This is a genomic window from Pseudomonas entomophila (assembly GCF_029193575.1).
In the GTDB taxonomy this organism is placed as follows: domain Bacteria; phylum Pseudomonadota; class Gammaproteobacteria; order Pseudomonadales; family Pseudomonadaceae; genus Aquipseudomonas; species Aquipseudomonas entomophila_G.
The window spans coordinates 525162-550579 of sequence record NZ_JARGCS010000012.1; the positions used below are offsets into that span (position 1 = coordinate 525162).

Sequence of the window (25418 nt, forward strand, 5' to 3'; positions counted from 1 at the left end):
TGCGGGATCGATGGACAAGGCGCCACGGCTGAGCTACCAGGCGGTGCCTGGGAAGCGTGTCATCGTGCGTCTAGTAGCATTGTGTTACATATTTGCGCGCTGGCTGCGACTTTGGTGCAGCGGTCCATGTTCGGCGTTGCCCGCTAACATGTTGTTTCAGCGGGTGGTCTTGCCCGCCGTGGTTCTCGGTTCATACAGGAAGCTTGCCGATGCAGTCAGCCTATACCGTTCTTATCCTGCTGATGCTGGTAAGCGTGTCGAAACTGGTGGGGCGCGTGGTGCCGCTGCCCTTGCCTTTGGTGCAGATCGCCGCAGGGGCCTTGCTGGCCTGGCCCACCCTGGGCCTGCACGTGGCCCTGGACCCCGAGCTGTTTCTCTTCCTGTTCCTGCCGCCGCTGTTGTTCGCCGACGGCTGGCGCATGCCCAAGCGCGAACTGTGGCGCATCCGGGGGCCGGTGGTGGCGCTGGCGGTGGGGCTGGTGCTGTTCACCGTGGTTGGCGCCGGCTACTTCATTCACTGGATCCTGCCGAGCATCCCGCTGCCGGTGGCCTTCGCCCTGGCCGCGGTGCTGTCGCCCACCGACGCCGTGGCGGTTTCGGCGATCACCCAGGACCGCCTGCCCACGCCGTTGATGCACATGCTCCAGGGCGAGGCGCTGATGAACGACGCCTCGGGCCTGGTGACCTTCAAGTTCGCCCTGGCGGCGGCGATCACCGGGGTGTTCTCGCTGACCGAGGCGAGCCTGGCTTTTGTCCTGGTGGCCATCGGCGGCCTGGCCGTGGGCGTGGGCCTGAGCTGGCTGGTCGGGCGTCTGCGCGCCTGGATGATCGCCCGTGGCTGGGACGACCCGGCCACCCATGTGGTGTTCATGCTGTTGCTGCCGTTCGCGGCCTATGTGCTGGCCGAGCGCCTGGGCGTGTCGGGCATCCTTTCGGCGGTGGCCGCGGGGATGATGCAAAGCTGGCTCGACCTGCTGCCGCGCCAGACCAGCACGCGCTTGCTCAACCGCAGCGTCTGGTCGCTGCTGGAATTCGCGTTCAATGGCCTGATCTTCCTGCTGCTGGGTTTGCAACTGCCGGACATCGTCAAGGCCGTGACCAGCCATGAACCGTCGCTGTGGCCGACCTTGGCCTGGCGCTGCCTGGACGTGGTGGCGATCTTCGCCGCGCTGGTGCTGTTGCGCTTCGTCTGGGTGCAGAGTATCTGGCGCTCGATCGGTGTGATACGGCGCTGGCGTGGCAAGTCGGCGCTGGTGCTGATGCCCACTGCGCGCTCCTGCTGGCTGCTGACCCTGGGCGGGGTGCGCGGGGCGGTGACGTTGGCGGGCGTGATGTCGGTGCCGTTGCTGATCGGCGCCGGTCAGGCTTTTCCCGAGCGCGATCTGCTGATCTTCATCGCCGCCGGGGTGATCCTGCTGTCGCTGATCAGTGCCTGTATCGCCCTGCCGATCTTGCTGCGCGGGGTGGTCAAGAGCCCGGACGAGCGCTTGCGCCAGGAAGTGCAGGAGGCCTGGCGGCGCACGGCCGAGGCGGCGATCCATGCCTTGGAGGCAGAAGAAGTGATCGCTGCCAATGCGCCGCAGGACGCCGCGCAGGCGACCTTGGCGACCGAACTCAAGGCGCGCTTGATGGCTGAGTACCGGGACGCGTTGGACAGTTTCAACGACAGCGCCGAAGCACGGGCGCTGGCCGAGCAGATGGATCTGCTGGAGCGGCGCCTGCGCTTGCGCGCGTTGCGGGCGCAGCGCTTGGAGCTGTATAGCCTGCACCGCCAGCACCTGGTGGGCGATGAAGTGGTGCGCCAGGTGCTGGGGGAGCTGGATATGAGCGAGGCGAACCTGGGCGCGGTGAAGTAGGGCGTGGCGAGGCCGCTGTAGGTGCGGGGTGGGCTCCGCGAACGGTCGCGCTGGTCCCTCGCTCGAGATCATTCAGTGCCGGCCTCATCGCGGGGCAGGCACTGACACAAAAGGTGTCGCGTTCTCAGCGGCGGGTGAGGAAGTCGCGAATGCGTTGCGCCGCCTCGATGCACTCGGCCAGCGGTGCCACCAGCGCCATGCGCACGCGCCCGGCGCCTGGGTTCACGCCTTCCACTTCGCGCGACAAATACGACCCCGGCACCACCGTCACGTGCTCGGCCTCGAAGAGGTCGCGGGTGAACGTGGCGTCATCGCCCGGCACCTTGGCCCACAGGTAGAAGCTGCCGTCCGGGCGCTGCACGTCCAGCACTGGCTGGAGAATCTCCAGCACGGCGTCGTACTTGGCGCGGTACTGGTCCCGGTTGTCGCGCACATGGGCTTCATCCTGCCAGGCGGCGACGCTGGCCAGCTGGGTCTGCACGGGCATGGCGCAGCCGTGGTAGGTGCGGTACAGCAGGAACGGCTTGATGATCTCGGCGTCACCGGCCACGAAGCCCGAGCGCAGGCCTGGCAGGTTGGAGCGCTTGGACAGGCTGTGGAACACCACGCAGCGCTTGAAATCGCTGCGGCCAAGTTCGGCGCAGGCGGTCAGCAGGCCCGGTGGCGGGTTCTCTTCATCGAAGTACAGCTCGCTGTAGCACTCGTCGGCGGCGATCACGAAGTCGTGCTCGTCGGCCAGGGCGATCAGCTTTTTCAGGGTGGCCATCGGCACCAGGGCGCCGGTGGGGTTGCCCGGCGAGCACAGGAACAGGATCTGGCAGCGTTGCCAGACTTCGGCCGGCACGGCGTCGAAGTCGGGGTTGAAACCGTTGCTTTCCAGGCACGGCAGGTAGTGCGGGGTGGCGCCGGCCAGCAAGGCTGCGCCTTCGTAGATCTGGTAGAACGGGTTGGGGCTGACCACCAGGCCGTCATCGGCGCGGTTGACCACGGTCTGGGTGAAGGCGAACAGCGCCTCGCGGGTGCCGTTGACCGGCAGGATGTGCCGCTCGGCATCCAGCCAGCCGGCCTGCACGCCGAAGCGTCGCTCGCACCACTGGCCGATGGCCTGGCGCAGGGCCGGCAGGCCCAGGGTGCTCGGGTACACCGCCAGCTTGTCGAGGTTGTCGGCCAGGGCCTTGGCGACGAACGCCGGCGATTCGTGCTTCGGCTCACCGATCGACAGGGCGATGGCGCGTTTGTCCGCCGCCGGTTTCACGCCGCCCAACAGGGCGCGGAGTTTCTCGAACGGGTAGGGCTGAAGCTGGGTCAAGGCATGGTTCATCGGCACAAGGTCTCGTAATCGTCAGAAGGTCACGCGGGTTGGGCTGGGGTCGCTGGCCTTGTCGGCCTGCAGCTGCTGCACGATGGCTTCCTGCAGGCGGCTGCACAGCTGCGGGTCGGACAGCGGCTGGTTGTCGGCGTCGGTGACGAAGAACACGTCTTCCACGCGCTCGCCGAGGGTGGCGATCTTGGCGTTCTGCAACGACAGGTCGAACTCCAGGAAGATCTTGCCGATCCGTGCCAGCAGGCCAGGGCGGTCGGGGGCGGTGATCTCGAGGATGGTCACCGGGCGCTGGGCATCGTTGAGGATGGTCACCTGCGGCGCGAAGGTGAAATGCTTGAGCTGGCGCGGCACCCGGCGCTGGATGATCGTCGGGTAGTCCTCGGGGTTGCGCAGGGCCTCGGTCAGGCCCTCGCGGATCTGCTTGACCCGCTGCGGGTTGTCGCCGATGGCGCCGCCGTCGTTGTCCAGCACGATGTAGGTGTCGAGGGTGAACTGGCTGCTCGAGGTGATGATCCGGGCGTCATGGATGTTCAGGTTGAGCTGGTCCATGGCGGCCACGGTCACGGCGAAGAAATCGTGCTGGTCGGGGGCGTAGATGAAGATCTGCGTGCCGCCCTCGAACTCGCGCTGGGTGGTTTCCTTGATCAGCACCAGCGGGCCGCCGTCAGCCGGCTGCTGGAGGATCGCGTCGCTGTGCCAGGCCACGTCGGCGGCGGTGTGCTTGAGGAAATAGTCATCGCCCAACTGCGACCAAAGCTGCTCGACGTCGTCCGGGTCGGTGCCCTCGCGGATGAGGATGTCCAGCGCGGCGCTTTGCGTCTGGCGGATCTGCTCTTCGCGGTCCAGCGGGTTTTCCAGGCCACGGCGCAGGGCGCGCTTGGTCTCGGTGTAGAGCTGGCGCAACAGGCTGGCGCGCCAGGAGTTCCACAGGCTGGGGTTGGTGGCGTTGATGTCGGCGACGGTCAATACGTAGAGGTAGTCCAGGCGCGTCTCGTCACCCGCCAGCAGGGCGAAGTCGTTGATCACCTGCGGGTCGGAGAGGTCCTTGCGCTGGGCGGTGGTGGACATCACCAGGTGGTTCTGCACCAGCCAGACGATCAACCGGGTGTCCCAGGCCGGCAGTTGGTGGCGCTCGCCGAAAGCCTGGGCGTCCACTGCGCCGAGTTCGGAGTGGTCGCCCTGGCGGCCCTTGCCGATGTCGTGGTACAGCCCGGCCAGGTAGATCAGCTCGGGCTTGGGCAGGCGCCCCATGAGCTTGCTGGCCAGTGGGAATTTTTCCGACACCGGGGTGTACTGCAGCTTGCGCAAGTGCTTGATCAGGTTGAGGGTGTGCGCGTCGACCGTATAGATGTGGAACAGGTCGTGCTGCATCTGCCCGACGATCAGGCCGAACTCCGGCAGGTAGCGACCGAGGATGCCGTAGCGGTTCATCCGCCGCAGGTTGCGGTGGATGCCGATCTCGCACTTGAACAGCTCGATGAACAGGCTGGTGTTGCGAATGTCGTGGCGGAAACTGTCGTCGATCAGGTGGCGATGTTCGCGCAACTGGCGCACGGTGTCGGCACGCACGCCCTTGATTTCCGGGTGCTGGGCCATCAGCACGAAAATCTCCAGCATGGCGAACGGGGTGCGCTTGAAGACGTTGGCGCTGACCGCCTCTATATAGCCGTCGTGCAGGCGGAAGCGTGCGTTCAGCGGCTGGGTGCTGCCGCTGTCGTCGGCCAGAATGACTTCCTCGAAGTGCTGGATGATCAGGTCGCACAGCTGGCTGATGCTCATCACCACGCGGTAGTACTGCTGCATGAACCGTTCGATGGCGCGCTTGGGGTTCTCGTCGGCATAGCCCAGCAATGCGGCGATGCTGCGCTGGTGATCGAACAGCAGGCGGTCTTCGGCGCGTCCTGCGAGCATGTGCAGGGCATAGCGCACGCGCCACAGGAAGGCTTGGGAAGAGGCCAGCAGCTCGTTCTCGCTTTCCAGCAGGAAGCCTTCGTCGGCCAGTGCGTGCAGGTTCAGGGTGCCATACTGGCGGCGTGCCACCCACAGCACCGTCTGAATGTCGCGCAGGCCGCCCGGCGATCCTTTGACGTTGGGTTCGAGGTTGTATTCGGTGTCGTTGTACTTATGGTGGCGAGCCTTGAGTTCGGCGCGCTTGGCCAGGAAGAACTCCTTGCTCGGCCACACGTGCTCGGTGCCGGTGGCCTCGAGCATGCGTTCGCGCAGGGCCTCGGGGCCGGCGATGGTGCGGCTTTCCATCAGGTTGGTGATCACCGTCAGGTCGGCGCGGGCCTGTTCGGCGCATTCCTCGACGGTGCGCACGCTCTGGCCCACTTCCAGGCCGATGTCCCACAACAGGGTGAGGAAGCGCTCGATGGCGTCACGGTATTGCTCGTGCTCAGCGGCGTCGAGCAGGATCAACAGGTCGATGTCCGAGTACGGGTGCAGCTCGCCGCGGCCATAGCCGCCGACCGCCACCAGGGCGATGCCGGCCGGGTCGCGCCAGTCGAACTGGTTCCAGGCCTGTTGCAGGATGTTATCGACGAACCAGGCGCGGTCCTCGATCAGGTCGCGGATCTCGCCGCCTTCGCGAAAACGCCGGTCGAGCACCTCGCCGGCCTGGCGGATGGCTTTCTTGAAGGCGGCGATGGGGCTCGCCTTGAGTGCCAGTTCCGCCTGGAACTGGCCGCGGTCGAACAACTCCGGATCCGGCTGGGGCATCGAGTCACGTTCCTGTTGGCAGGGGTCAGGCCGAGGTGCGCGGGAGGGTGTCGTCCTTGCGCAGGGTGAAGATCTCGTAGCCGGTGGCGGTCACCAGCAGGGTGTGCTCCCACTGGGCCGAGAGCTTGCGGTCCTTGGTGATGGCGGTCCAGCCGTCGCCCAGCACCTTGGTGTCGGCCTTGCCCTGGTTGATCATCGGCTCGATGGTGAAGGTCATGCCTTCCTTGAGTTCCATGCCGGTGCCGGCCTTGCCGTAGTGCAGCACCTGCGGCTCCTCGTGGAACACCTTGCCGATGCCGTGGCCACAGAATTCGCGAACCACCGAGAAACCGTTCTTCTCGGCGTGCTTCTGGATCACCTCGCCGATGTCACCCAGGCGGCAGCCCGGCTTGACCAGCTCGATGGCCTTGTACATGCACTCCTGGGTGACCTTGGACAGGCGCTCGGCCCAAGGCGCGACGGTGCCGACGTGGAACATGCGGCTGGTGTCGCCGTGGTAGCCGTCCTTGATCACGGTGATGTCGATGTTCAGGGTGTCGCCATCCTTGAGCGGCTTGTCGTTGGGGATGCCGTGGCAGACCACGTGGTTGATCGAGGTGCAGATCGACTTGGGGTAGCCCTTGTAGTTGAGCGGCGCGGGGATGGCCTGCTGCACGTTGACGATGTAGTCGTGGCAGATGCGGTCCAACTGCTCGGTGGTGATGCCGGGCTTGACGTGCTCTTCGATCATTTCCAGCACTTCGGCGGCCAGGCGGCCGGCAACGCGCATCTTCTCGATGTCTTCTGCGGTCTTGATGGTGACGGTCATTACAGGCTCTCTACGGCGCCGCGCGGCGCGCACAAAATCGGGAAAGGCCGGATTCTACCAGAGCAGGGGGGGCTTCTGTCTGGATAACGGCGAGCTGCAAGTCGCACGCTGCAAGAAAAATCATATTGTGCGCCGGCCGCGTTTCCCGCAGCTCGAAACGCGTCGCTCGCAACGGCTTCTGCAGGCATTCTGGCGCGATTGCCGGGCGCGTGCAAAAGCCGCGGACGGACGATGCGTGATCCGGGTTCCGTTCGCCCGCAGTCTGTGGTATAAAATGCGCCGCTTTCGGGGACGTCCCCGGAAGCTCAAACCCACACACGTGTCGACACGATGGCCTGGGTGCCCAGGATCTTTGGATCCGAGGGTTGGTCATTGGGATGCGTGGAGGCCCAACCCGACTTATCAAGGAACTATCATGTCCCAAGTCAACATGCGCGATATGCTGAAGGCCGGTGTGCACTTCGGCCACCAGACCCGTTACTGGAACCCGAAAATGGGCAAGTTCATTTTCGGCGCGCGCAACAAGATCCACATCATCAACCTGGAAAAAACCCTGCCGATGTTCAACGACGCGCTGTCGTTCGTCGAGCGCCTGGCCCAGGGCAAGAACAAGATCCTGTTCGTCGGCACCAAGCGTTCCGCTGGCAAGCTCGTCGCCGAGCAAGCTGCTCGTTGCGGTTCGCCATACGTTGACCACCGCTGGTTGGGCGGCATGCTGACCAACTACAAGACCATCCGCGCTTCGATCAAGCGTCTGCGCGACCTGGAAACCCAGGCCGAAGACGGCACTTTCGCCAAGCTGACCAAGAAAGAAGCCCTGATGCGCTCCCGCGACCTGGAAAAACTGGATCGCAGCCTGGGCGGCATCAAGGACATGGGCGGTCTGCCTGACGCACTGTTCGTCATCGACGTCGACCACGAGCGCATCGCGATCACCGAAGCCAACAAGCTGGGTATCCCGGTCATCGGCATCGTCGATACCAACAGCAGCCCGGAAGGTGTTGATTACATCATCCCAGGCAACGACGACGCCATTCGCGCCATCGAGCTGTACATGACTTCGATGGCTGACGCCGTCATCCGCGGCCGCAACAACGTTGCCGGCGGCACTGAAGTCTACGTTGAAGAAGCGGCTGCACCTGCTGCTGAGTAATTGACGCCTGGCGTCTACTTGGCACGCAAAAAGGGGGCTTTGCCCCCTTTTTGCCACCTGAAATCCTCCTGTCAGCAACACCGCCGCGTCACGCTGGCATCAAGGCAGTGGGTTTCCAGAATTGAACGCCCGCCACGAGCGGGTGGAATGGTTGAAAAACTTTCCAAGAGGATTTTGAAATGGCAGCAATTACTGCAGCGCTGGTCAAAGAACTGCGCGAGCGTACCGGCGAAGGCATGATGGATTGCAAGAAGGCCCTGGAAAAGGCCGGCGGCGACATCGAGAAAGCCATTGACGACATGCGTGCCTCCGGCGCCATCAAGGCCGCCAAGAAGGCTGGCAACGTCGCTGCTGAAGGCGCTATCGCCGTCAAGGCCGACGGCAAAACGGCCGTCCTGCTGGAAGTGAACTCGCAGACCGACTTCCTGGCCCTGCAAGACGACTTCAAGAACTTCGTTGCCGAAAGCCTCGAAGAAGCCTTCGCCCAGAAGCTGACCGACGCCGCGCCGCTGATCGCTTCCCGCGAAGCCGCCCGTGAAGCCCTGGTCGCCAAGTGCGGCGAGAACGTCAACATCCGTCGCCTGGTGCGCGTTGAAGGCGACGTCGTCGGCGCCTACCTGCACGGCAACAAGATCGGCGCTACCGTCGTTCTGAAAGGCGGTGACGTCGAGCTGGCCAAGAACATCGCCATGCACGTTGCGGCTTCGAACCCAGAGTTCCTGGACGCGTCGGAAATCTCCGCCGAGGCCATCGAGCGCGAGAAGAACGTCTTCCTGCAGCTGAATGCCGACAAGATCGCCGGCAAGCCGGAAAACATCGTTGAGAACATGATCAACGGCCGTATCACCAAGTTCAAAGCCGAAGCCTCGCTGAAAGAGCAGGCCTTCGTCATGAACCCGGAAGTCAAGGTTGGCGAACTGGCCAAGAAAGCCGGCGCTGAAATCGTTTCCTTCACCTACTTCAAGGTCGGCGAAGGCATCGAGAAGCCGGTCGACAACTTCGCTGAAGAAGTTGCCGCCCAGGTAGCTGCCGCCAAGCAGTAAGACGGACCTCGTCTGTCGCCCCGAAGAGGCTGCCCGCTCACGCGCGCAGCCTCTTTGTCAAAGCGCGGAAGGGTTTATAAAACCCCTCTTCGCTGGCACTGAAGCAGTGCCACGCTACAGTTAGCAGGCTGCAAACAGCCCGCACGGAATTTTCTAAAGAACGCCGCAGGAGAGACACGCAATGGCTCAGCAGGTGAGTGGTCGCCAACCTCGCTATAAACGCATTTTGCTCAAACTTAGCGGCGAGGCCCTGATGGGCTCGGAAGAGTTCGGGATCGACCCGAAAGTGCTGGACCGCATGGCCCTGGAAGTCGGCCAGCTGGTCGGCATCGGTGTCCAGGTCGGCCTGGTGATCGGTGGTGGCAACCTGTTCCGCGGCGCGGCGCTCAGTGCGGCCGGCATGGACCGCGTCACCGGCGACCACATGGGGATGCTGGCCACGGTGATGAACGCCCTGGCCATGCGCGACGCCCTGGAGCGCTCGAACATCCCGGCTCTGGTCATGTCGGCCATCTCCATGGTCGGTGTCACCGACCATTACGACCGTCGCAAAGCTATTCGCCACCTCAACTCCGGGGATGTGGTAATTTTCTCCGCCGGTACCGGCAACCCGTTCTTCACCACCGACTCCGCAGCTTGCCTGCGTGCCATCGAAATCGATGCCGACGTCGTGCTGAAGGCGACCAAGGTCGATGGTGTGTACACTGCCGATCCATTCAAGGATCCACATGCCGAGAAGTTCGATCACCTCACCTACGACGAGGTTCTGGATCGCAAGCTCGGCGTCATGGACCTGACCGCAATCTGCCTGTGTCGCGACCACAAGATGCCGTTGCGGGTATTCAACATGAACAAGCCTGGCGCCCTGCTGAATATCGTGGTGGGTGGCGCTGAAGGTACTCTGATCGAGGAAGGCGAAGCATGATCAACGACATCAAGAAAGACGCCCAGGACCGCATGGGCAAGTCCATCGAAGCCCTGGGTCGCAACCTGGCGTCCATCCGCACCGGTCGCGCGCACCCGAGCATCCTGGACAGCGTCAAGGTAACGGCCTGGGGTAGCGAGATGCCGCTGAACCAGGTGGCCGCGATCACCGTCGAGGACGCCCGTACCCTGAAGATCGTCGCCCACGACAAGAACCTCAGCGCCGCCATCGAGAAGGCCATCCTGACCTCCGACCTGGGGCTGAACCCGTCCAGCGCTGGCACCACCATCCGCGTTCCGATGCCGGCCCTGACCGAGGAAACCCGCAAGGGCTACACCAAGCAGGCCAGCGGCGTTGCCGAGGATGCCAAGGTGGCGGTGCGCAACGTGCGCCGCGATGCCCTGGCCGACCTGAAGAAGCTGACCAAGGACAAGGCCATCAGCGAAGACGAGGAGCGTCGTGCCGCGGACGAGATCCAGAAGCTGACCGACAAGTTCGTCGCGGAAATCGACGCTGCGTTCAAGGCCAAGGAAAAGGACTTGCTGGCTGTTTGAGGCCAGGGATTCTTTCATGGAAAAGACCAAGCCAGCGGCGCCGAACTCGGTGCCGCGTCATGTCGCCATCATCATGGACGGCAACAACCGCTGGGCGAAGAAGCGCCTGTTGCCCGGCGTTGCCGGGCACAAGGCCGGCGTCGATGCGGTGCGGGCGGTGATCGAGGTCTGTGCCGAGGCCAAGGTGGAAGTGCTCACGCTCTTCGCCTTCTCCAGCGAGAACTGGCAGCGCCCGGCCGACGAGGTCGGTGCGTTGATGGAGCTGTTCTTCTCGGCCCTGCGTCGCGAGGCTCGCCGCCTCAACGACAACAACATCTCCCTGCGTATCATCGGTGACCGCTCGCGCTTCCACCCCGAGCTGCAGGCCGCCATGCGCGAAGCCGAGGCCCTGACCGCCGGCAACGACCGCTTCATCCTGCAGATCGCCGCCAACTACGGTGGCCAGTGGGACATCGCCCAGGCCGCCCAGCGCCTGGCGCGGGAAGTCCAGGCCGGCCACCTGCGTCCAGACGACATCACTCCTGAGCTGCTGCAGACGTGCCTGGCCACCGGCGACCTGCCGCTGCCCGACTTGTGCATCCGCACCGGCGGCGAGCACCGCATCAGCAATTTCCTGTTGTGGCAGCTGGCCTACGCCGAGCTGTACTTCTCCGACCTGTACTGGCCGGACTTCAAACACGAGGCCATGCGCAGTGCCCTGGCCGATTTCGCTTCGCGCCAGCGCCGCTTTGGGAAGACCAGCGAGCAGGTCGAGGCTGGAGCTCGTGCTTAATGCTTAAACAACGCATCATTACCGCGCTGATCCTGCTGCCGATCGCGCTGGGTGGCTTCTTCCTGCTCAACGGTGGGGATTTCGCCCTGTTCATCGGCTTCGTGGTGACCCTCGGCGCCTGGGAGTGGGCGCGCCTGGCAGGGCTCACGGCCCAACCATTGCGCATCGCCTACGCGGCGGTGGTCGCCGGGGCGCTGATGCTGCTGTACCTGATGCCGGACCTCGCGCCCTGGGTGCTGGGCGCCTCGGTGATCTGGTGGGGGCTGGCGACCTGGTTGGTGCTCACTTACCCACGCAGCAGCGAGCTGTGGGCCAGTGCCGCCTGCCGCTTGCTGATCGGCCTGCTGGTGCTGCTGCCGGCCTGGCAGGGGTTGGTGCTGCTCAAGCACTGGCCGTTGGGCAACTGGCTGATTCTCTCGGTGATGGTGCTGGTCTGGGCCGCCGACATCGGTGCGTATTTCTCTGGGCGTGCCTTCGGCAAGCGCAAGCTGGCGCCGCAGGTCAGCCCGGGCAAAAGCTGGGAAGGTGTCTATGGCGGCATGGCGGTCAGCCTGCTGATCACCCTGGGCGTCGCTCTGGCGCGCGACTGGGGCTTCGGGCAGTTGCTGCTCGGGCTGATAGGGGCCGTGATCGTGGTCATGTCGTCGGTGGTCGGTGACCTGACCGAAAGCATGTTCAAGCGCCGCGAGGGCATCAAGGACAGCAGCAACCTGCTGCCTGGCCATGGCGGCGTGCTCGACCGCATCGACAGCCTGACCGCGGCTATCCCGATGTTCGCCGTGCTGCTCTGGGCCGTCGAATGGGGTGTGATGTGAGCCAGCCGCAACGCATTACCGTGCTGGGGGCGACCGGCTCCATCGGTCTCAGCACCCTGGATGTGATCGCGCGTCACCCTGAGCGCTACCAGGTATTCGCCCTGAGTGGCTACTCGCGGGTCGATGAGCTGCTGGCCCTGTGCTTGCGCCATCGCCCGGCCTTCGCCGTGGTGCCGGGCAGTGATGCCGCCGCGCGCCTGCGTGATGGCTTGGCTGCTGCCCGTTGCGCCACCGAAGTGCTGGAGGGGGAGGCCGGGCTGTGCCAGGTCGCTGCCGCGCCCGAGGTGGATGCGGTGATGGCGGCCATCGTCGGCGCTGCCGGCCTGCGTCCGACCCTGGCGGCGGTGCAGGCGGGCAAGAAGGTGCTGCTGGCCAACAAGGAGGCGCTGGTAATGTCCGGCGCGCTGTTCATGGATGCCGTGCGGCGCAGCGGCGCCGTGCTGCTGCCGATCGACAGCGAGCACAATGCGATCTTCCAGTGCCTGCCGACCGACTACGCCCGCGGCCTGGGGCCGGTGGGTGTGCGGCGCATCCTGCTGACCGCTTCCGGCGGGCCGTTCCGCGAAACCTCCGCCAGCGCGCTGATGGATGTCACGCCGGAACAGGCTTGCGCCCACCCCAACTGGTCGATGGGGCGCAAGATCTCCGTCGATTCGGCGAGCATGATGAACAAAGGCCTCGAACTGATCGAGGCCTGCTGGTTGTTCGATGCGACGCCGGCGAAGGTCGAGGTGGTGGTGCACCCGCAGAGCGTGATCCACTCCCTGGTGGATTACGTCGATGGCTCGGTGCTGGCGCAATTGGGCAATCCGGACATGCGCACGCCCATCGCCAACGCCCTGGCCTGGCCCGAGCGCATCGACTCTGGCGTCGCGCCGCTGGACCTGTTCGCCATCGCCCGTCTGGATTTCCAGGCACCCGACGAACAGCGCTTCCCCTGCCTGCGCCTGGCGCGTCAGGCTGCCGAGGCCGGCAACAGTGCGCCGGCGGTGCTCAATGCGGCCAACGAAGTGGCCGTTGAGGCGTTTCTCCAGCGGCGTATCTGCTTCCCGGAGATCGCGGGTATGATCGAACAGGTGCTCGACCAGGAACCGGTGGTGCCCCTGCCTTCGCTGGACGCGGTGTTCGCCGCCGACCAGCGCGCCCGCGAGCTGTCGCGGGAGTGGTTGCGGCGTCACGGCCGCTGACTCCCGGCGGCCCCAGGCTTTGCTGAACATCATTCGGAGATGGATATGACAGCGCTCTACATGATTATCGGCACCCTGGTGGCGCTGGGTGTATTGGTCACCTTCCATGAATTCGGCCACTTCTGGGTGGCCCGTCGCTGCGGCGTCAAGGTGTTGCGCTTCTCCGTCGGCTTCGGCACGCCATTACTGCGCTGGCACGACCGCCATGGCACCGAGTTCGTGGTCGCGGCGATTCCTCTGGGCGGCTACGTCAAGATGCTCGACGAGCGTGAGGGCGATGTGCCGGTCGATCAGGCGCACCAATCCTTCAATCGCAAGCCCGTCGGCCAGCGTATCGCCATCGTCGCTGCCGGCCCCATTGCCAACTTCCTGCTTGCCATCCTGTTCTTCTGGGCCTTGGCCATGCTGGGCAGCCAGCAGGTGCGCCCGGTCATCGGCGCGGTCGAGCCGGGCAGCCTGGCGGCGTCGGCAGGGCTGAGCGTGGGTCAGGAAATTGTCTCCGTCGATGGCAAGGCGATCAGCGGTTGGTCAGGGGTCAACCTGCAACTGGTGCGCCGCCTTGGCGAAAGTGGCACGTTGCGGGTCGGTGTGCGCGACGAGGGCGGGACGCTCGAGCGCCAGCACGACATCTCCCTTGACCACTGGCTCAAGGGGGTCGATGAACCCGACCCGATCCAGTCGCTCGGCCTGCGCCCGTGGCGTCCGGCCGTGACCCCGGTGCTCGCCGAGATCGACCCGAAAGGCCCGGCCGCGGCGGCGGGGCTCAAGACCGGTGACAAGTTGCTGGCGCTCGATGGCGTCGTCCTCAATGACTGGCAGCAGGTGGTCGACAGCGTGCGCGCCCGGCCGCAGGCCAAGGTGCTGCTGCGCGTCGAGCGCGATGGCGCCACGCTCGAGGTGCCGGTGACCCTGGCGCGCAAGGGCGAAGGGCAGGCTTCGGGGGGCTACCTGGGGGCGGGCGTCAAGGCCGCGCAATGGCCATCGAACATGCTTCGCGAAGTGAGCTATGGCCCGCTGGAGGCGGTGGGCGAAGGGCTTTCCCGGACCTGGAGCATGAGTGTCCTGACCCTTGAATCGCTGAAGAAAATGTTGTTCGGAGAGCTCTCGGTAAAAAACTTGAGCGGACCGATAACCATTGCTAAAGTGGCGGGCGCTTCAGCCCAGTCGGGCGTGGGGGATTTCCTGAATTTCCTGGCCTACCTGAGCATAAGCCTGGGGGTTCTGAACCTGCTGCCCATTCCTGTACTGGATGGGGGGCATTTGCTGTTCTACCTGATCGAGTGGGCGCGCGGTCGTCCGCTCTCGGATCGGGTGCAAGGTTGGGGGGTCCAGATCGGTATCAGTTTGGTCATCGGGGTGATGTTGCTTGCCCTGATCAACGATCTGGGTCGACTTTAACGCTTCGCTCTATTGCGAACCTGCCGCCTCACTCGCGGCAGGTTGTTTATTGCCAGTTGGAATAAAAGGACTTCATGAAACGTCTGCTGCTAACTGCGGTGCTCTCCGCACTGATGATCGCTGAAGTTCACGCCGAGTCCTTCACCATCTCCGATATTCGCGTCAACGGCCTGCAGCGGGTTTCCGCTGGCAGCGTGTTCGGCGCGTTGCCGTTGAACGTTGGCGACCAGGTCGACGACCGGCGCCTGGTGGAGTCCACCCGCTCGCTGTTCAAGACCGGCTTCTTCCAGGACATCCAGCTGGACCGTGACGGCAATGTCCTGATCATCAACGTGGTCGAGCGCCCGTCGGTTTCGAGCATCGAAATCGAAGGCAACAAGGCGATCAGCACCGAAGACCTGATGAAAGGCCTGAAACAGTCGGGCCTGGCCGAAGGCGAGATCTTCCAGCGCGCCACCCTCGAAGGCGTGCGTAACGAACTGCAACGCCAGTACGTGGCCCAGGGCCGTTACTCGGCCGAGGTCGACGCCGAAGTCGTGCCGCAGCCGCGCAACCGTGTCGGTCTGAAGATCAAGATCAACGAAGGCACCGTTGCCGCCATCCAGCACATCAACGTGGTCGGCAACACCGTGTTCAGCGATGAAGACCTGAGCCAGCTGTTCGAACTGAAGACCACCAACTGGCTGTCGTTCTTCAAGAACGATGACAAGTACGCCCGCGAAAAACTCTCCGGTGACTTGGAGCGCCTGCGTTCCTACTACCTGGACCGCGGCTACATCAACATGGACATCGCCTCTACCCAGGTGTCCATCACCCCGGACAAGAAGCACGTCTACATCACCGTCAACGTCAACGAGGGCGAGAAGTACACCGTCCGTGACGTGAAGCTGTCCGGTGACCTCAAGGTGCCGGAAGACCAGGTCAAGTCGCTGCTGCTGGTGCAGCCAGGCCAGGTGTTCTCGCGCAAGGTGATGACCACCACTTCCGACCTGATCACCCGTCGACTGGGTAACGAAGGCTATACCTTCGCCAACGTCAACGGCGTGCCGCAGCCCAACGACCAGGATCACACCGTCGACATCATGTTCGTGGTCGACCCGGGCAAGCGCGCCTACGTGAACCGCATCAACTACCGCGGCAACACCAAGACCGAAGACGAAGTGCTGCGCCGCGAGATGCGCCAGATGGAAGGCGGTTGGGCTTCGACCTACCTGATCGACCAGTCCAAGACCCGTCTCGAGCGCCTGGGCTTCTTCAAGGAAGTCAACGTCGAGACCCCGCCGGTGCCAGGCACCGACGACCAGGTCGACGTCAACTACAGCGTCGAGGAGCAGGCGTCCGGCTCGATCACCGCCAGTGTCGGCTTCGCCCAGAGCGCCGGCCTGATCCTCGGCGGCTCGATCAGCCAGAGCAACTTCCTCGGCACCGGTAACAAGGTCTCCATCGGCCTGACCCGTTCGGAATACCAGACCCGCTACAACTTCGGCTTCGTCGACCCCTACTTCACGGCCGACGGCGTGAGCCTGGGCTACAACGCCTTCTACCGCAGCACCAACTACGACGACCTCGACGTCGACGTGGCCAGCTATGCGGTGGACAGCCTGGGTGCCGGTGTCAGCCTCGGCTACCCGATCAGCGAGACCTCGCGCCTGACCTACGGCCTGACCGTGCAGCAGGACAAGATCAAGACCGGCCGCTACACCGTCGATGAGATCTTCAAGTTCCTGCAGGACGAAGGTGACAACTTCCTGAACTTCAAGGCCTCGATTGGCTGGTCCGAGTCGACACTGAACAAAGGCGTACTGGCAACCCGTGGTCACTCCCAGAGCCTGACCCTGGAAACCACCGTGCCAGGCAGCGACCTGTCGTTCTACAAGCTCGACTACCGTGGCCAGTTGTTCAAGCCAATCACCAATGAGTACACCCTCCGCCTGCACACCGAGCTGGGCTATGGTGATGGTTTCGGTTCCACCTCGGGCCTGCCGTTCTATGAAAACTACTACGCTGGTGGTTTCAACTCGGTGCGTGGTTTCAAGGACAGCAGCCTCGGCCCGCGCAGTACGCCGAGCCGTGGCCAGGCGGTGACCGGTAACCAGGGCACCATCGCCGACCCGGACCAGGATCCGCTGCCGTTCGGTGGTAACGTCCTCGTCCAGGGCGGTGTCGAGTTGCTGTTCCCGCTGCCGTTCGTCAAGGACCAGCGTTCGCTGCGCACCTCGGTCTTCTGGGATGTGGGTAACGTGTTCGACACCAACTGCGGCTCCAAGCCGGATTGCGCGAAGGTCGGTTTCTCCGACATGGCCAGCTCCGTGGGCCTGGGCGTGACCTGGATTACCGCGCTGGGCCCGCTGAGCTTCAGCCTGGCGATGCCGATCAAGAAGCCGGACGACGCCGATACCCAGGTGTTCCAATTCTCTCTGGGCCAGACCTTCTGAGGTCGGCCCTCGCTTAACGACAACGGTTTATCCAGGAGTGCATCGTGCGTAAGTTGACTCAACTGGCCGTAGTGGCCGCGGCGCTGGTCGCCACCCCGGCTTTCGCCGAAATGAAGATTGCCGTTCTGAACTATCAGATGGCCCTGCTCGAATCCGACGCGGCCAAGAAGTACGCCGTCGATGCGGAGAAGAAGTTCGGCCCGCAGCTGACCCAGCTGAAGAACCTGGAAAGCAGCGCCAAGGGCATCCAGGACCGCCTGATCAAGGGTGGCGACAAGATGCAGCAGCAAGAGCGTGAGCGCCTGGAGCTCGAATTCAAACAGAAGGCACGCGACTTCCAGTTCCAGTCCAAGGAACTGAACGAAGCCAAGGCCGTTGCCGACCGCGACATGCTCAAGCAACTCAAGCCCAAGCTCGACGGCGCTGTCGAAGAAGTCATCAAGAAGGGTGGTTTCGACCTGGTGCTCGAGCGTGGTGCGGTCATCGATGTCAAACCGCAGTACGACATCACCCGCCAGGTTATCGAGCGTATGAACCAAGCGCGTTGATATGACCCTGACCATGACGCTCGGCCAGTTGGCCGAGGCCCTCGGGGCCACCCTCAAGGGCCCTGAAGGGCTGCAGATCACCGGGCTGGCGACCTTGCAGGAAGCCGGGCCGGGGCAGTTGAGCTTCCTGGCCAACAAGCAGTACCGCAAGTACCTGGACGATTCCAAGGCCGCCGCGGTGCTGCTCAAGGCCGATGACGCCGAAGGTTTCGCTGGCAACGCCCTGATCGTCGCCGACCCGTACTTGGCCTACGCACGCATTTCCCACCTGTTCGACCCCAAACCCAAGGCTGTGGCGGGAATCCATCCCAGCGCCGTGGTGGCCGGGGATGCCCAGGTGGATGCCAGCGCCAGCATCGGCCCGTTCGCGGTCATCGAAAGCGGTGCGCGCATTGGGGCAAACGTTGCCGTGGGGGCTCACTGCTTCATCGGCGCGCGCTGCGTGATTGGTGATGACGGCTGGTTGGCACCGCGCGTCACGCTGTACCACGACGTGACCATCGGCAAGCGCGTGGTCATTCAATCCGGTGCGGTGATCGGGGGCGAGGGCTTTGGTTTCGCCAACGAGAAGGGCGTGTGGAACAAGATCGCACAGATCGGTGGCGTGACCCTTGGCGATGACGTGGAAATCGGCGTCAACACCGCCGTCGACCGCGGGGCCTTGTCGGACACGCGCATCGGCAACGGCGTCAAGCTCGACAACCAGATCCAGATCGCCCATAACGTCCAGGTCGGTGATCACACGGCGATGGCCGCCTGTGTCGGGATTTCCGGCAGCACGCGCATCGGCAAGCACTGCATGATCGCCGGTGGCGTCGGTATGGTCGGTCACATCGACGTTTGCGACAACGTATTCGTTTCCGGAATGACCATGGTGACCCGCTCCATCACGGAACCGGGTGGCTATTCCTCCGGCACGGCCATGCAACCTTTGGCCGAATGGCGCAAGAGCGCTGCGCGCATCCGTCAGTTGGACGAGATGTCCAAACGCCTCCAGCAATTGGAAAAACGTGTCGATACCGTGACCTCAGGTGGCCAGCCTGCATCAGAAGGCTGATACCATTCCCTGAGCAAGAGTGAACAGTCGCTAGCTGGCTCCTCTTTGGATTGCAAAAGGAGCGTGTGGTCAGCACCTGCGCTCCCTATTCTTACTACAGGCTTCCCCCCGAAATGATGGACATCAACGAGATTCGCGAATACCTGCCTCACCGCTACCCGTTCCTGCTGGTGGACCGGGTGACGGACCTGGACTTCGAGGCCCAGAGCATTCGTGCCTACAAGAATGTCAGCATCAACGAGCCGTTCTTCAATGGCCACTTCCCGGCACACCCCATCATGCCGGGTGTGCTGATCATCGAGGCCATGGCCCAGGCCGCCGGGATTCTCGGTTTCAAGATGCTCGATGCCAAGCCGGCCGATGGCACCCTGTACTACTTCGTCGGCTCCGACAAACTGCGTTTCCGCCAGCCGGTGCTGCCGGGTGACCAGTTGGTGCTGGAAGCGAAGTTCCTCAGCCGCAAGAGCATGATCTGGAAGTTCGAATGCCGAGCCCTGGTAGATGGCAAGCCGGTCTGCTCGGCAGAGATCACCTGCGCGGAACGCTCCCTATGAATTCGATTGATCCGCGGGCGATCATCGACCCTTCGGCCAAGGTGGCCGCAGGCGTCGAGATCGGCCCCTGGTCGATCGTAGGCCCCGACGTGGAAATCGGCGAGGGCACCGTCATCGGTCCGCACGTGGTCCTCAAGGGCCCGACCCGGATCGGTCGGCATAACCGCATCTATCAATTCTCCTCGATCGGCGAAGATACCCCTGACTTGAAGTACAAGGGCGAGCCGACCCGCCTGGTGATCGGCGATCACAACGTGATCCGCGAAGGCGTCACCATTCACCGTGGGACCATCCAGGACCGCTCGGAAACCACCCTGGGCGACCATAACCTGATCATGGCCTACGCCCACATCGGCCATGACAGCGTGATCGGCAACCATTGCATCCTGGTCAACAACACCGCGCTGGCGGGCCATGTGCACGTCGGCGACTGGGCGATCCTGTCCGGCTACACCCTGGTGCACCAGTACTGCCATATCGGCGCCCACGCTTTCTCTGGCATGGGCACGGCGATCGGCAAGGATGTCCCGGCCTTCGTCACCGTTTTCGGCAGCCCCGCCGAGGCGCGTAGCATGAACTTCGAGGGCATGCGCCGCCGGGGTTTCAGTGAAGAAGTGATCCACGCCCTGCGCCGTGCCTACAAGGTGGTCTATCGCCAGGGCCTGACCGTCGAAGAGGCGCTCAAGGAACTGGATGAGCTGGCTGGCCAGCATGTCGAGGTCGAGCTGTTCCGCCAGTCGATCGTGAACTCCGCCCGCGGCATCACCCGCTGACATGGCCCAGCTCTGTGTAGCGCTGGTGGCCGGCGAGGCCAGTGGCGACATCCTCGGCTCGGGCCTGATGCGCGCGCTCAAGGCGCAGCATCCCGATGTTCGCTTCATCGGTGTCGGTGGTCCGTTGATGGAGGCCGAAGGCCTGCAATCCTATTTTCCCATGGAGCGCCTGGCGGTCATGGGGTTGGTCGAGGTGCTGGGGCGCCTGCGTGAGCTGCTCAAGCGGCGCAAAGCGTTGATTCGCACCTTGATCGACGAACAACCCGATGTGTTCATCGGCATCGATGCGCCGGATTTCACCCTCAATATCGAGCTGAAGCTGCGCCAGGCCGGGATCAAGACAGTGCACTACGTCAGCCCATCGGTGTGGGCGTGGCGGCAGAAGCGCGTGCTGAAGATCCGCGAAGGCTGCGACCTGATGCTGACCCTGCTGCCCTTCGAGGCCAGGTTCTACGAGGAACAGGGCGTACCGGTGCGTTTCGTCGGCCATCCACTGGCCGACACCATTCCCCTCGACGCTGATCGCCAGGCCGCGCGCGCCGTGCTGGGGTTGGGCGACGGGCCGCTGGTGGCGTTGATGCCGGGCAGCCGTGGTGGAGAGGTCGGACGCCTGGGCGCGTTGTTCCTCGATGCGGCGCAGCGCCTGCGCGAGTTGGTGCCGGGCGTGCGCTTCGTTTCGCCCTGCGCCAACCCTGCGCGCCGCGCCCAGCTCGAGCAGATGCTGCAAGGCCGCGACCTGCCGCTGACCCTGCTCGACGGTCAGTCGCACCAGGCCCTGGCGGCGTGCGACGCGGTGCTCATCGCCTCCGGCACCGCCACCCTCGAGGCCCTGCTGTACAAGCGCCCGATGGTGGTCGCCTACCGCTTGGCGGGGCTGACGTACTGGATCCTCAAGCGCATGGTCAAGAGCCCCTACGTTTCCTTGCCCAACCTGCTGGCCCAGCGCCCGCTGGTGCCGGAGCTGCTGCAGGACGCCGCGACCCCCGAGGCCCTGGCCAGTACCCTGGCGCCGCTGGTGGCCGATGGCCGTGAGCAGACGGAGCATTTCGACCAGATCCACCGCACCCTGCGCCGCGATGCCTCTAACCAGGCCGCCGACGCGGTGCTGGCTTTGCTGAAGGACCGATGACATGCAGATGGGACTGGATTTCAACCTGGTCGAGGACTTGGTCGCCGGTGTCGATGAGGTCGGCCGCGGCCCGCTGTGTGGCGCGGTGGTCACTGCCGCGGTGATCCTCGATCCAAGCAGGCCGATCCTTGGCCTGAACGATTCGAAGAAACTCACCGAAGCCAAGCGCGAGGCGCTGTTCGACGAGATCTGCGAAAAGGCCCTGAGCTTCTGTATCGCCCGTGCCGAGGTCGAGGAGATCGACCGGTTGAACATTCTCCACGCCACCATGCTGGCCATGCAGCGCGCGGTCGAAGGCTTGAGCGTGACCCCGAAACTGGCGCTGATCGACGGCAACCGCTGCCCGAAGCTGGCAGTGCCCGCGGCGCCGGTGGTGCAGGGCGATGCCCAGGTGCCGGCGATCGCCGCCGCGTCGATCCTGGCCAAGGTCACCCGTGACCGCGAGATGAGCGCGTTCGAGCTCATCTACCCGGGGTATGGGATCGGCGGGCATAAAGGCTACCCGACACCGGTGCACCTCGAAGCCCTGGCGCGCCTGGGGCCGACGCCGATTCACCGACGCTCGTTCGCGCCGGTGCGGGCGGCCTACGAGGCCCGCGAAGGCGTCCCCGGCTCATTGATCTGAGCGGGGCGCCGGGGCTGCTGCGCAGCCCATCGCGGGGCGAGCCCGCTCCCGCAGGTTCGGGAGCGGTCCCTTAACCCTCGTGCATTACGCTACAATCCCGCCCTTGTCGTTCAGCACTGCAACAGGACTTCCCATGTCGGTTCCCTTCGTTCACCTTCGCGTGCACTCCGAATTCTCCCTGGTCGATGGCCTGGTGCGAATCAAGCCGCTGGCCAAGGCCCTGACCGGAATGAACATGCCGGCGGTGGCGATCACCGACCAGAGCAACATGTGCTCGCTGGTGAAGTTCTACAAGACCGCCATGGGGGCCGGCATCAAGCCGATCTGCGGTGCCGACCTGTGGCTGGCCGGTGCCGACCCGGAAGCGCCGCTGTCGCGTATCTGCTTCCTGGCGATGAACCCCGAGGGCTACCGCAACCTCACCGAACTGATTTCTCGCGGCTGGACCGATGGCCAGCGCAATGGCCTGGTGATCATCCAGCGTGAGTGGATCGCCCCGGCCAGCGCGGGTCTGATCGGCCTGTCGGCGGGACGTGAAGGCGATATCGGCATGGCCTTGCTGGCTGGCCGCGAAGACGAAGCGCAAACCCTGCTGCGCGACTGGATGCAGATGCTTCCCGGGCGGTTCTACGTCGAGCTGCAGCGCACCAACCGAGCCGGCGACGAAGACTATGTGCATGCCGCCGTAGCCCTGGCCGACAAGCTCGGCGCGCCGCTGGTGGCGACCAACGACGTGCGCTTCATCAAGCAGTCGGACTTCGACGCTCACGAGACGCGCGTCTGCATCGGCGAAGGCTGGACCCTCGACGACCCGCGTCGTCCGCGGCTGTACAGCGACCAGCAGTACCTCAAGAGCGCCGAGGAGATGGCCGAGCTGTTCAGCGACCTGCCGGACGCCATCGCCAACACCGTGGAGATCGCCAAGCGCTGCAACATCACCGTGCAGTTGGGCAAGTACTTCCTCCCCGACTTCCCCACGCCCAACGGCATGGGTATCGACGATTACCTGCGCCACGTTTCCCACGAAGGCCTGGAGGAGCGCCTGGCGGTGCTCTGGCCGAAGGACACCACGCCCAACTACGAAGAGAAGCGCCAGGTTTACCTGGACCGCCTGAAGTTCGAACTGGACATCATCATCCAGATGGGCTTCCCGGGTTACTTCCTCATCGTTATGGACTTCATCAGGTGGGCCAAGAACAACGGTGTGCCGGTTGGCCCAGGCCGGGGTTCGGGTGCCGGCTCGTTGGTGGCGTACGTGCTGAAGATCACCGACCTCGACCCGCTGGCCTACGACCTGCTGTTCGAACGCTTCCTCAACCCTGAACGTATTTCCATGCCCGACTTCGACGTCGACTTCTGCATGGACGGTCGCGACCGGGTCATCGACTACGTGGCCGAGGCCTATGGGCGCAATGCGGTCAGCCAGATCATCACTTTCGGCACCATGGCGGCCAAGGCGGTGGTGCGTGACGTGGCGCGGGTGCAGGGCAAGTCCTATGGCCTGGCCGACCGCCTGTCGAAGATGATCCCGTTCGAAGTGGGCATGACCCTGGAGAAAGCCTACGAGCAGGAAGAAATGCTCCGCGACTTCCTCAAGGGCGACGAGGACGGCCGCGAGATCTGGGACATGGCCCTCAAGCTCGAGGGCGTCACCCGTGGCACCGGCAAGCACGCCGGTGGCGTGGTGATCGCGCCGACCAAGCTCACCGACTTCTCGCCGATCGCCTGTGACGAAGAAGGCGGCGGCCTGGTGACCCAGTTCGACAAGGACGACGTCGAGGCCGCGGGCCTAGTGAAGTTCGACTTCCTCGGCCTGCGCACGCTCACGATCATCAAGTGGGCGATGGAGATCATCAACCGCGAGCAGGCCAAGAAGAACCTGCCCGACGTCAACATCGACTTCATCCCGCTGGATGACCGCAAGACCTACGAGCTGTTGCAGAAGGCCGAGACCACGGCGGTGTTCCAGCTTGAATCGCGCGGCATGAAGGAGTTGATCAAGAAGCTCAAGCCCGACTGCCTGGAAGACCTCATCGCACTGGTGGCGCTGTTCCGCCCCGGCCCGCTGCAGTCGGGCATGGTGGATGACTTCATCAACCGCAAGCACGGTCGCGCCGAACTCGCCTACCCGCACCCGGACTACCAGTACGACGGTTTGCAGCCGGTACTGGCGCCGACCTACGGCATCATCCTGTACCAGGAACAGGTGATGCAGATTGCCCAGGTGATGGCCGGCTATACCCTCGGTGGCGCCGACATGCTGCGCCGGGCGATGGGCAAGAAAAAGCCCGAGGAGATGGCCAAGCAGCGCGGTGGCTTCATCGAAGGTTGCGCGAACAACGGCATCGACGCAGACCTTGCGGGTAACATTTTCGACCTGGTGGAGAAGTTCGCCGGCTACGGCTTCAACAAATCGCACTCCGCCGCCTACGGCCTGGTGTCGTACCAGACCGCCTGGCTGAAGACCCACCACCCGGCGCCCTTCATGGCCGCGGTGCTCTCGGCGGATATGCACAACACCGACAAGGTGGTGGTGCTGGTCGAGGAAGTGCGCAGCATGAAGCTGCGCCTGGACGCGCCCGATGTGAACAACTCCGACTTCAAGTTCACCGTGAACGAGGACGGCCGCATCGTTTATGGCCTGGGCGCGATCAAGGGCGTGGGCGAAGGCCCGGTGGAGGCGATCGTCGAGGCGCGCGCCGAGGGTGGGCCGTTCAAGGACCTGTTCGATTTCTGCGAGCGCGTGGACCTCAAGCGCATCAACAAGCGTACCCTCGATGCGTTGATCCGCAGTGGCGCCCTGGACCGTCTCGGCCCGCACTTCCACGACGAGATCAAGGCCTACCAGGCCAACATCGACCGCAACCGCGCGGTGCTGCTGTCGGCGCTGGAGGAGGCGATCAAGGCCGCCGAGCAGACCGCGCGGACCGCTGACAGCGGCCATATCGACCTGTTCGGCGGGCTGTTCGTCGAAGCGGATTCGGACGTCTACGCCAACCACCACAAGGTTCGCGAGCTGACCCTCAAGGAGCGCCTGAAGGGTGAGAAGGACACCCTCGGCCTGTACCTCACCGGTCACCCGATCGACGAATACGAGACCGAGATCCGCCGTTTCGCTCGCCAGCGCATCATCGACCTGAAACCGTCGCGCGAGACCCAGACCGTCGCCGGGATGATCATTGCCCTGCGGGTGATGAAGAACAAGAAGGGTGACAAGATGGGCTTCGTCACCCTCGATGACCGCTCCGGGCGCATCGAGGCCTCGCTGTTCGCCGATGCCTTCATGGCCGCCCAGGCGCTGTTGCAGACCGACGCCATGGTGGTGGTCGAAGGCGAGGTCAGCAACGACGACTTCTCCGGCGGCCTGCGCCTGCGGGTCAAGCAAGTGATGACCATGGAGGACGCGCGCACCAAGCTGGCCGAGAGCCTGCGCCTGAAGGTCGCCCACGACGCGCTCAAGGGCGACCGCCTGGCCTGGCTGGGCGAGTTGATCACCCGCCACCGCGGGGGGTGCCCGATCACCCTGGAGTACACCGGTAGCGAGGCCAAGGCCATGTTGCAGTTCGGCGACCAATGGTGCATCGACCCGGCCGATGGCTTGATTCAGGCACTGCGTGACCAGTTCGGACGTGAGAACGTCTTCCTGCAATATCGTTGAACCGACGAATTTTAATCTCGACCTGAACGCGCCTGATCCCTTAAGGTAGGGCGCCAAACGGATCAACCGGCCGGCCGCCTGGCCGT

20 protein-coding genes are annotated in these 25418 nt (G+C 64.1%); 17 read left to right on the forward strand and 3 right to left on the reverse strand.

Going from position 1 to position 25418, the window contains the following annotated elements:
• Positions 1 to 209 precede the first annotated feature (209 nt).
• A complete protein-coding gene (locus P0Y43_RS07135; RefSeq protein WP_275636590.1) occupies positions 210 to 1856 on the forward strand; it encodes a Na+/H+ antiporter in 1647 nt (548 codons plus the stop codon).
• Between the two features lie 124 nt (positions 1857 to 1980).
• Here the strand turns inward: P0Y43_RS07135 and dapC are convergent, their stop codons facing one another.
• Genes dapC through map form a run of 3 tightly spaced genes read right to left on the reverse strand, consistent with a single transcriptional unit; the run spans position 1981 to position 6706 of the window.
• Entirely contained in the window at positions 1981 to 3177 is a 1197-nt protein-coding gene (gene dapC / locus P0Y43_RS07140) for a succinyldiaminopimelate transaminase (protein WP_275636591.1), read from the reverse strand.
• Between the two features lie 21 nt (positions 3178 to 3198).
• Positions 3199 to 5898: a [protein-PII] uridylyltransferase gene (locus P0Y43_RS07145; RefSeq protein ID WP_275636592.1), complete on the reverse strand. Its 2700-nt coding sequence runs from the start codon at positions 5896 to 5898 to the stop codon at positions 3199 to 3201.
• Positions 5899 to 5923: 25 nt separating this feature from the next.
• Entirely contained in the window at positions 5924 to 6706 is a 783-nt protein-coding gene (gene map, locus P0Y43_RS07150) for a type I methionyl aminopeptidase (protein WP_275636593.1), read from the reverse strand.
• Positions 6707 to 7121: 415 nt separating this feature from the next.
• On the opposite strand from map, the gene rpsB reads away from it, so the two are divergent.
• The 16 genes from rpsB to dnaE all read left to right on the forward strand — a co-directional run bounded on the left by rpsB (position 7122) and on the right by dnaE (position 25332).
• Complete coding sequence (gene rpsB / locus P0Y43_RS07155) at positions 7122 to 7859, forward strand: 30S ribosomal protein S2 (RefSeq protein WP_275636594.1); 738 nt, start codon at positions 7122 to 7124, stop codon at positions 7857 to 7859.
• A 179-nt stretch (positions 7860 to 8038) separates the two neighbouring features.
• Complete coding sequence (tsf, locus tag P0Y43_RS07160; RefSeq protein WP_275636595.1) at positions 8039 to 8902, forward strand: translation elongation factor Ts; 864 nt, start codon at positions 8039 to 8041, stop codon at positions 8900 to 8902.
• A 181-nt stretch (positions 8903 to 9083) separates the two neighbouring features.
• Positions 9084 to 9827 (forward strand): UMP kinase, encoded by a 744-nt coding sequence (pyrH, locus tag P0Y43_RS07165; protein WP_043208871.1) that lies wholly within the window; start codon positions 9084 to 9086, stop codon positions 9825 to 9827.
• Entirely contained in the window at positions 9824 to 10381 is a 558-nt protein-coding gene (gene frr, locus P0Y43_RS07170; protein WP_275636596.1) for a ribosome recycling factor, read from the forward strand. Before pyrH ends, frr begins: the two co-directional genes overlap by 4 nt.
• A gap of 16 nt (positions 10382 to 10397) precedes the next feature.
• The gene (gene uppS, locus P0Y43_RS07175; RefSeq protein WP_275636597.1) at positions 10398 to 11153 is read left to right on the forward strand and encodes a polyprenyl diphosphate synthase; all 756 of its coding nucleotides are present in this window, start codon (positions 10398 to 10400) and stop codon (positions 11151 to 11153) included.
• Entirely contained in the window at positions 11153 to 11968 is an 816-nt protein-coding gene (locus tag P0Y43_RS07180; RefSeq protein ID WP_275636598.1) for a phosphatidate cytidylyltransferase, read from the forward strand. The genes uppS and P0Y43_RS07180 overlap by 1 nt, the downstream gene beginning before the upstream one ends.
• Positions 11965 to 13155, forward strand: a complete 1191-nt coding sequence (ispC, locus tag P0Y43_RS07185) for a 1-deoxy-D-xylulose-5-phosphate reductoisomerase (RefSeq protein ID WP_275636599.1) — start codon at positions 11965 to 11967, stop codon at positions 13153 to 13155. The genes P0Y43_RS07180 and ispC overlap by 4 nt, the downstream gene beginning before the upstream one ends.
• A 45-nt stretch (positions 13156 to 13200) precedes the next feature.
• Positions 13201 to 14553 carry an RIP metalloprotease RseP gene (gene rseP / locus P0Y43_RS07190; RefSeq protein ID WP_275636600.1) on the forward strand — a complete coding sequence of 451 codons (1353 nt, stop codon included), beginning with the start codon at positions 13201 to 13203 and terminating at the stop codon, positions 14551 to 14553.
• Between the two features lie 74 nt (positions 14554 to 14627).
• Positions 14628 to 16988, forward strand: a complete 2361-nt coding sequence (gene bamA, locus P0Y43_RS07195) for an outer membrane protein assembly factor BamA (RefSeq protein WP_275636601.1) — start codon at positions 14628 to 14630, stop codon at positions 16986 to 16988.
• A 44-nt stretch (positions 16989 to 17032) separates the two neighbouring features.
• Positions 17033 to 17536, forward strand: coding sequence for an OmpH family outer membrane protein (locus P0Y43_RS07200; protein ID WP_275636602.1), 504 nt, complete (start codon positions 17033 to 17035; stop codon positions 17534 to 17536).
• Position 17537: 1 nt separating this feature from the next.
• Positions 17538 to 18593 (forward strand): UDP-3-O-(3-hydroxymyristoyl)glucosamine N-acyltransferase, encoded by a 1056-nt coding sequence (lpxD, locus tag P0Y43_RS07205; protein WP_275636603.1) that lies wholly within the window; start codon positions 17538 to 17540, stop codon positions 18591 to 18593.
• Between the two features lie 113 nt (positions 18594 to 18706).
• Complete coding sequence (gene fabZ / locus P0Y43_RS07210) at positions 18707 to 19147, forward strand: 3-hydroxyacyl-ACP dehydratase FabZ (RefSeq protein ID WP_003252314.1); 441 nt, start codon at positions 18707 to 18709, stop codon at positions 19145 to 19147.
• The gene (lpxA, locus tag P0Y43_RS07215) at positions 19144 to 19920 is read left to right on the forward strand and encodes an acyl-ACP--UDP-N-acetylglucosamine O-acyltransferase (RefSeq protein ID WP_275636604.1); all 777 of its coding nucleotides are present in this window, start codon (positions 19144 to 19146) and stop codon (positions 19918 to 19920) included. The genes fabZ and lpxA overlap by 4 nt, the downstream gene beginning before the upstream one ends.
• Before the next feature lies 1 nt (position 19921).
• Complete coding sequence (gene lpxB, locus P0Y43_RS07220) at positions 19922 to 21049, forward strand: lipid-A-disaccharide synthase (protein ID WP_275636605.1); 1128 nt, start codon at positions 19922 to 19924, stop codon at positions 21047 to 21049.
• A 1-nt stretch (position 21050) separates the two neighbouring features.
• On the forward strand, positions 21051 to 21674 hold the full coding sequence (gene rnhB, locus P0Y43_RS07225; protein ID WP_275636606.1) for a ribonuclease HII: 624 nt from the start codon (positions 21051 to 21053) through the stop codon (positions 21672 to 21674).
• Between the two features lie 133 nt (positions 21675 to 21807).
• Entirely contained in the window at positions 21808 to 25332 is a 3525-nt protein-coding gene (gene dnaE, locus P0Y43_RS07230; protein WP_275636607.1) for a DNA polymerase III subunit alpha, read from the forward strand.
• The last annotated feature ends 86 nt before the right edge of the window (positions 25333 to 25418 follow it).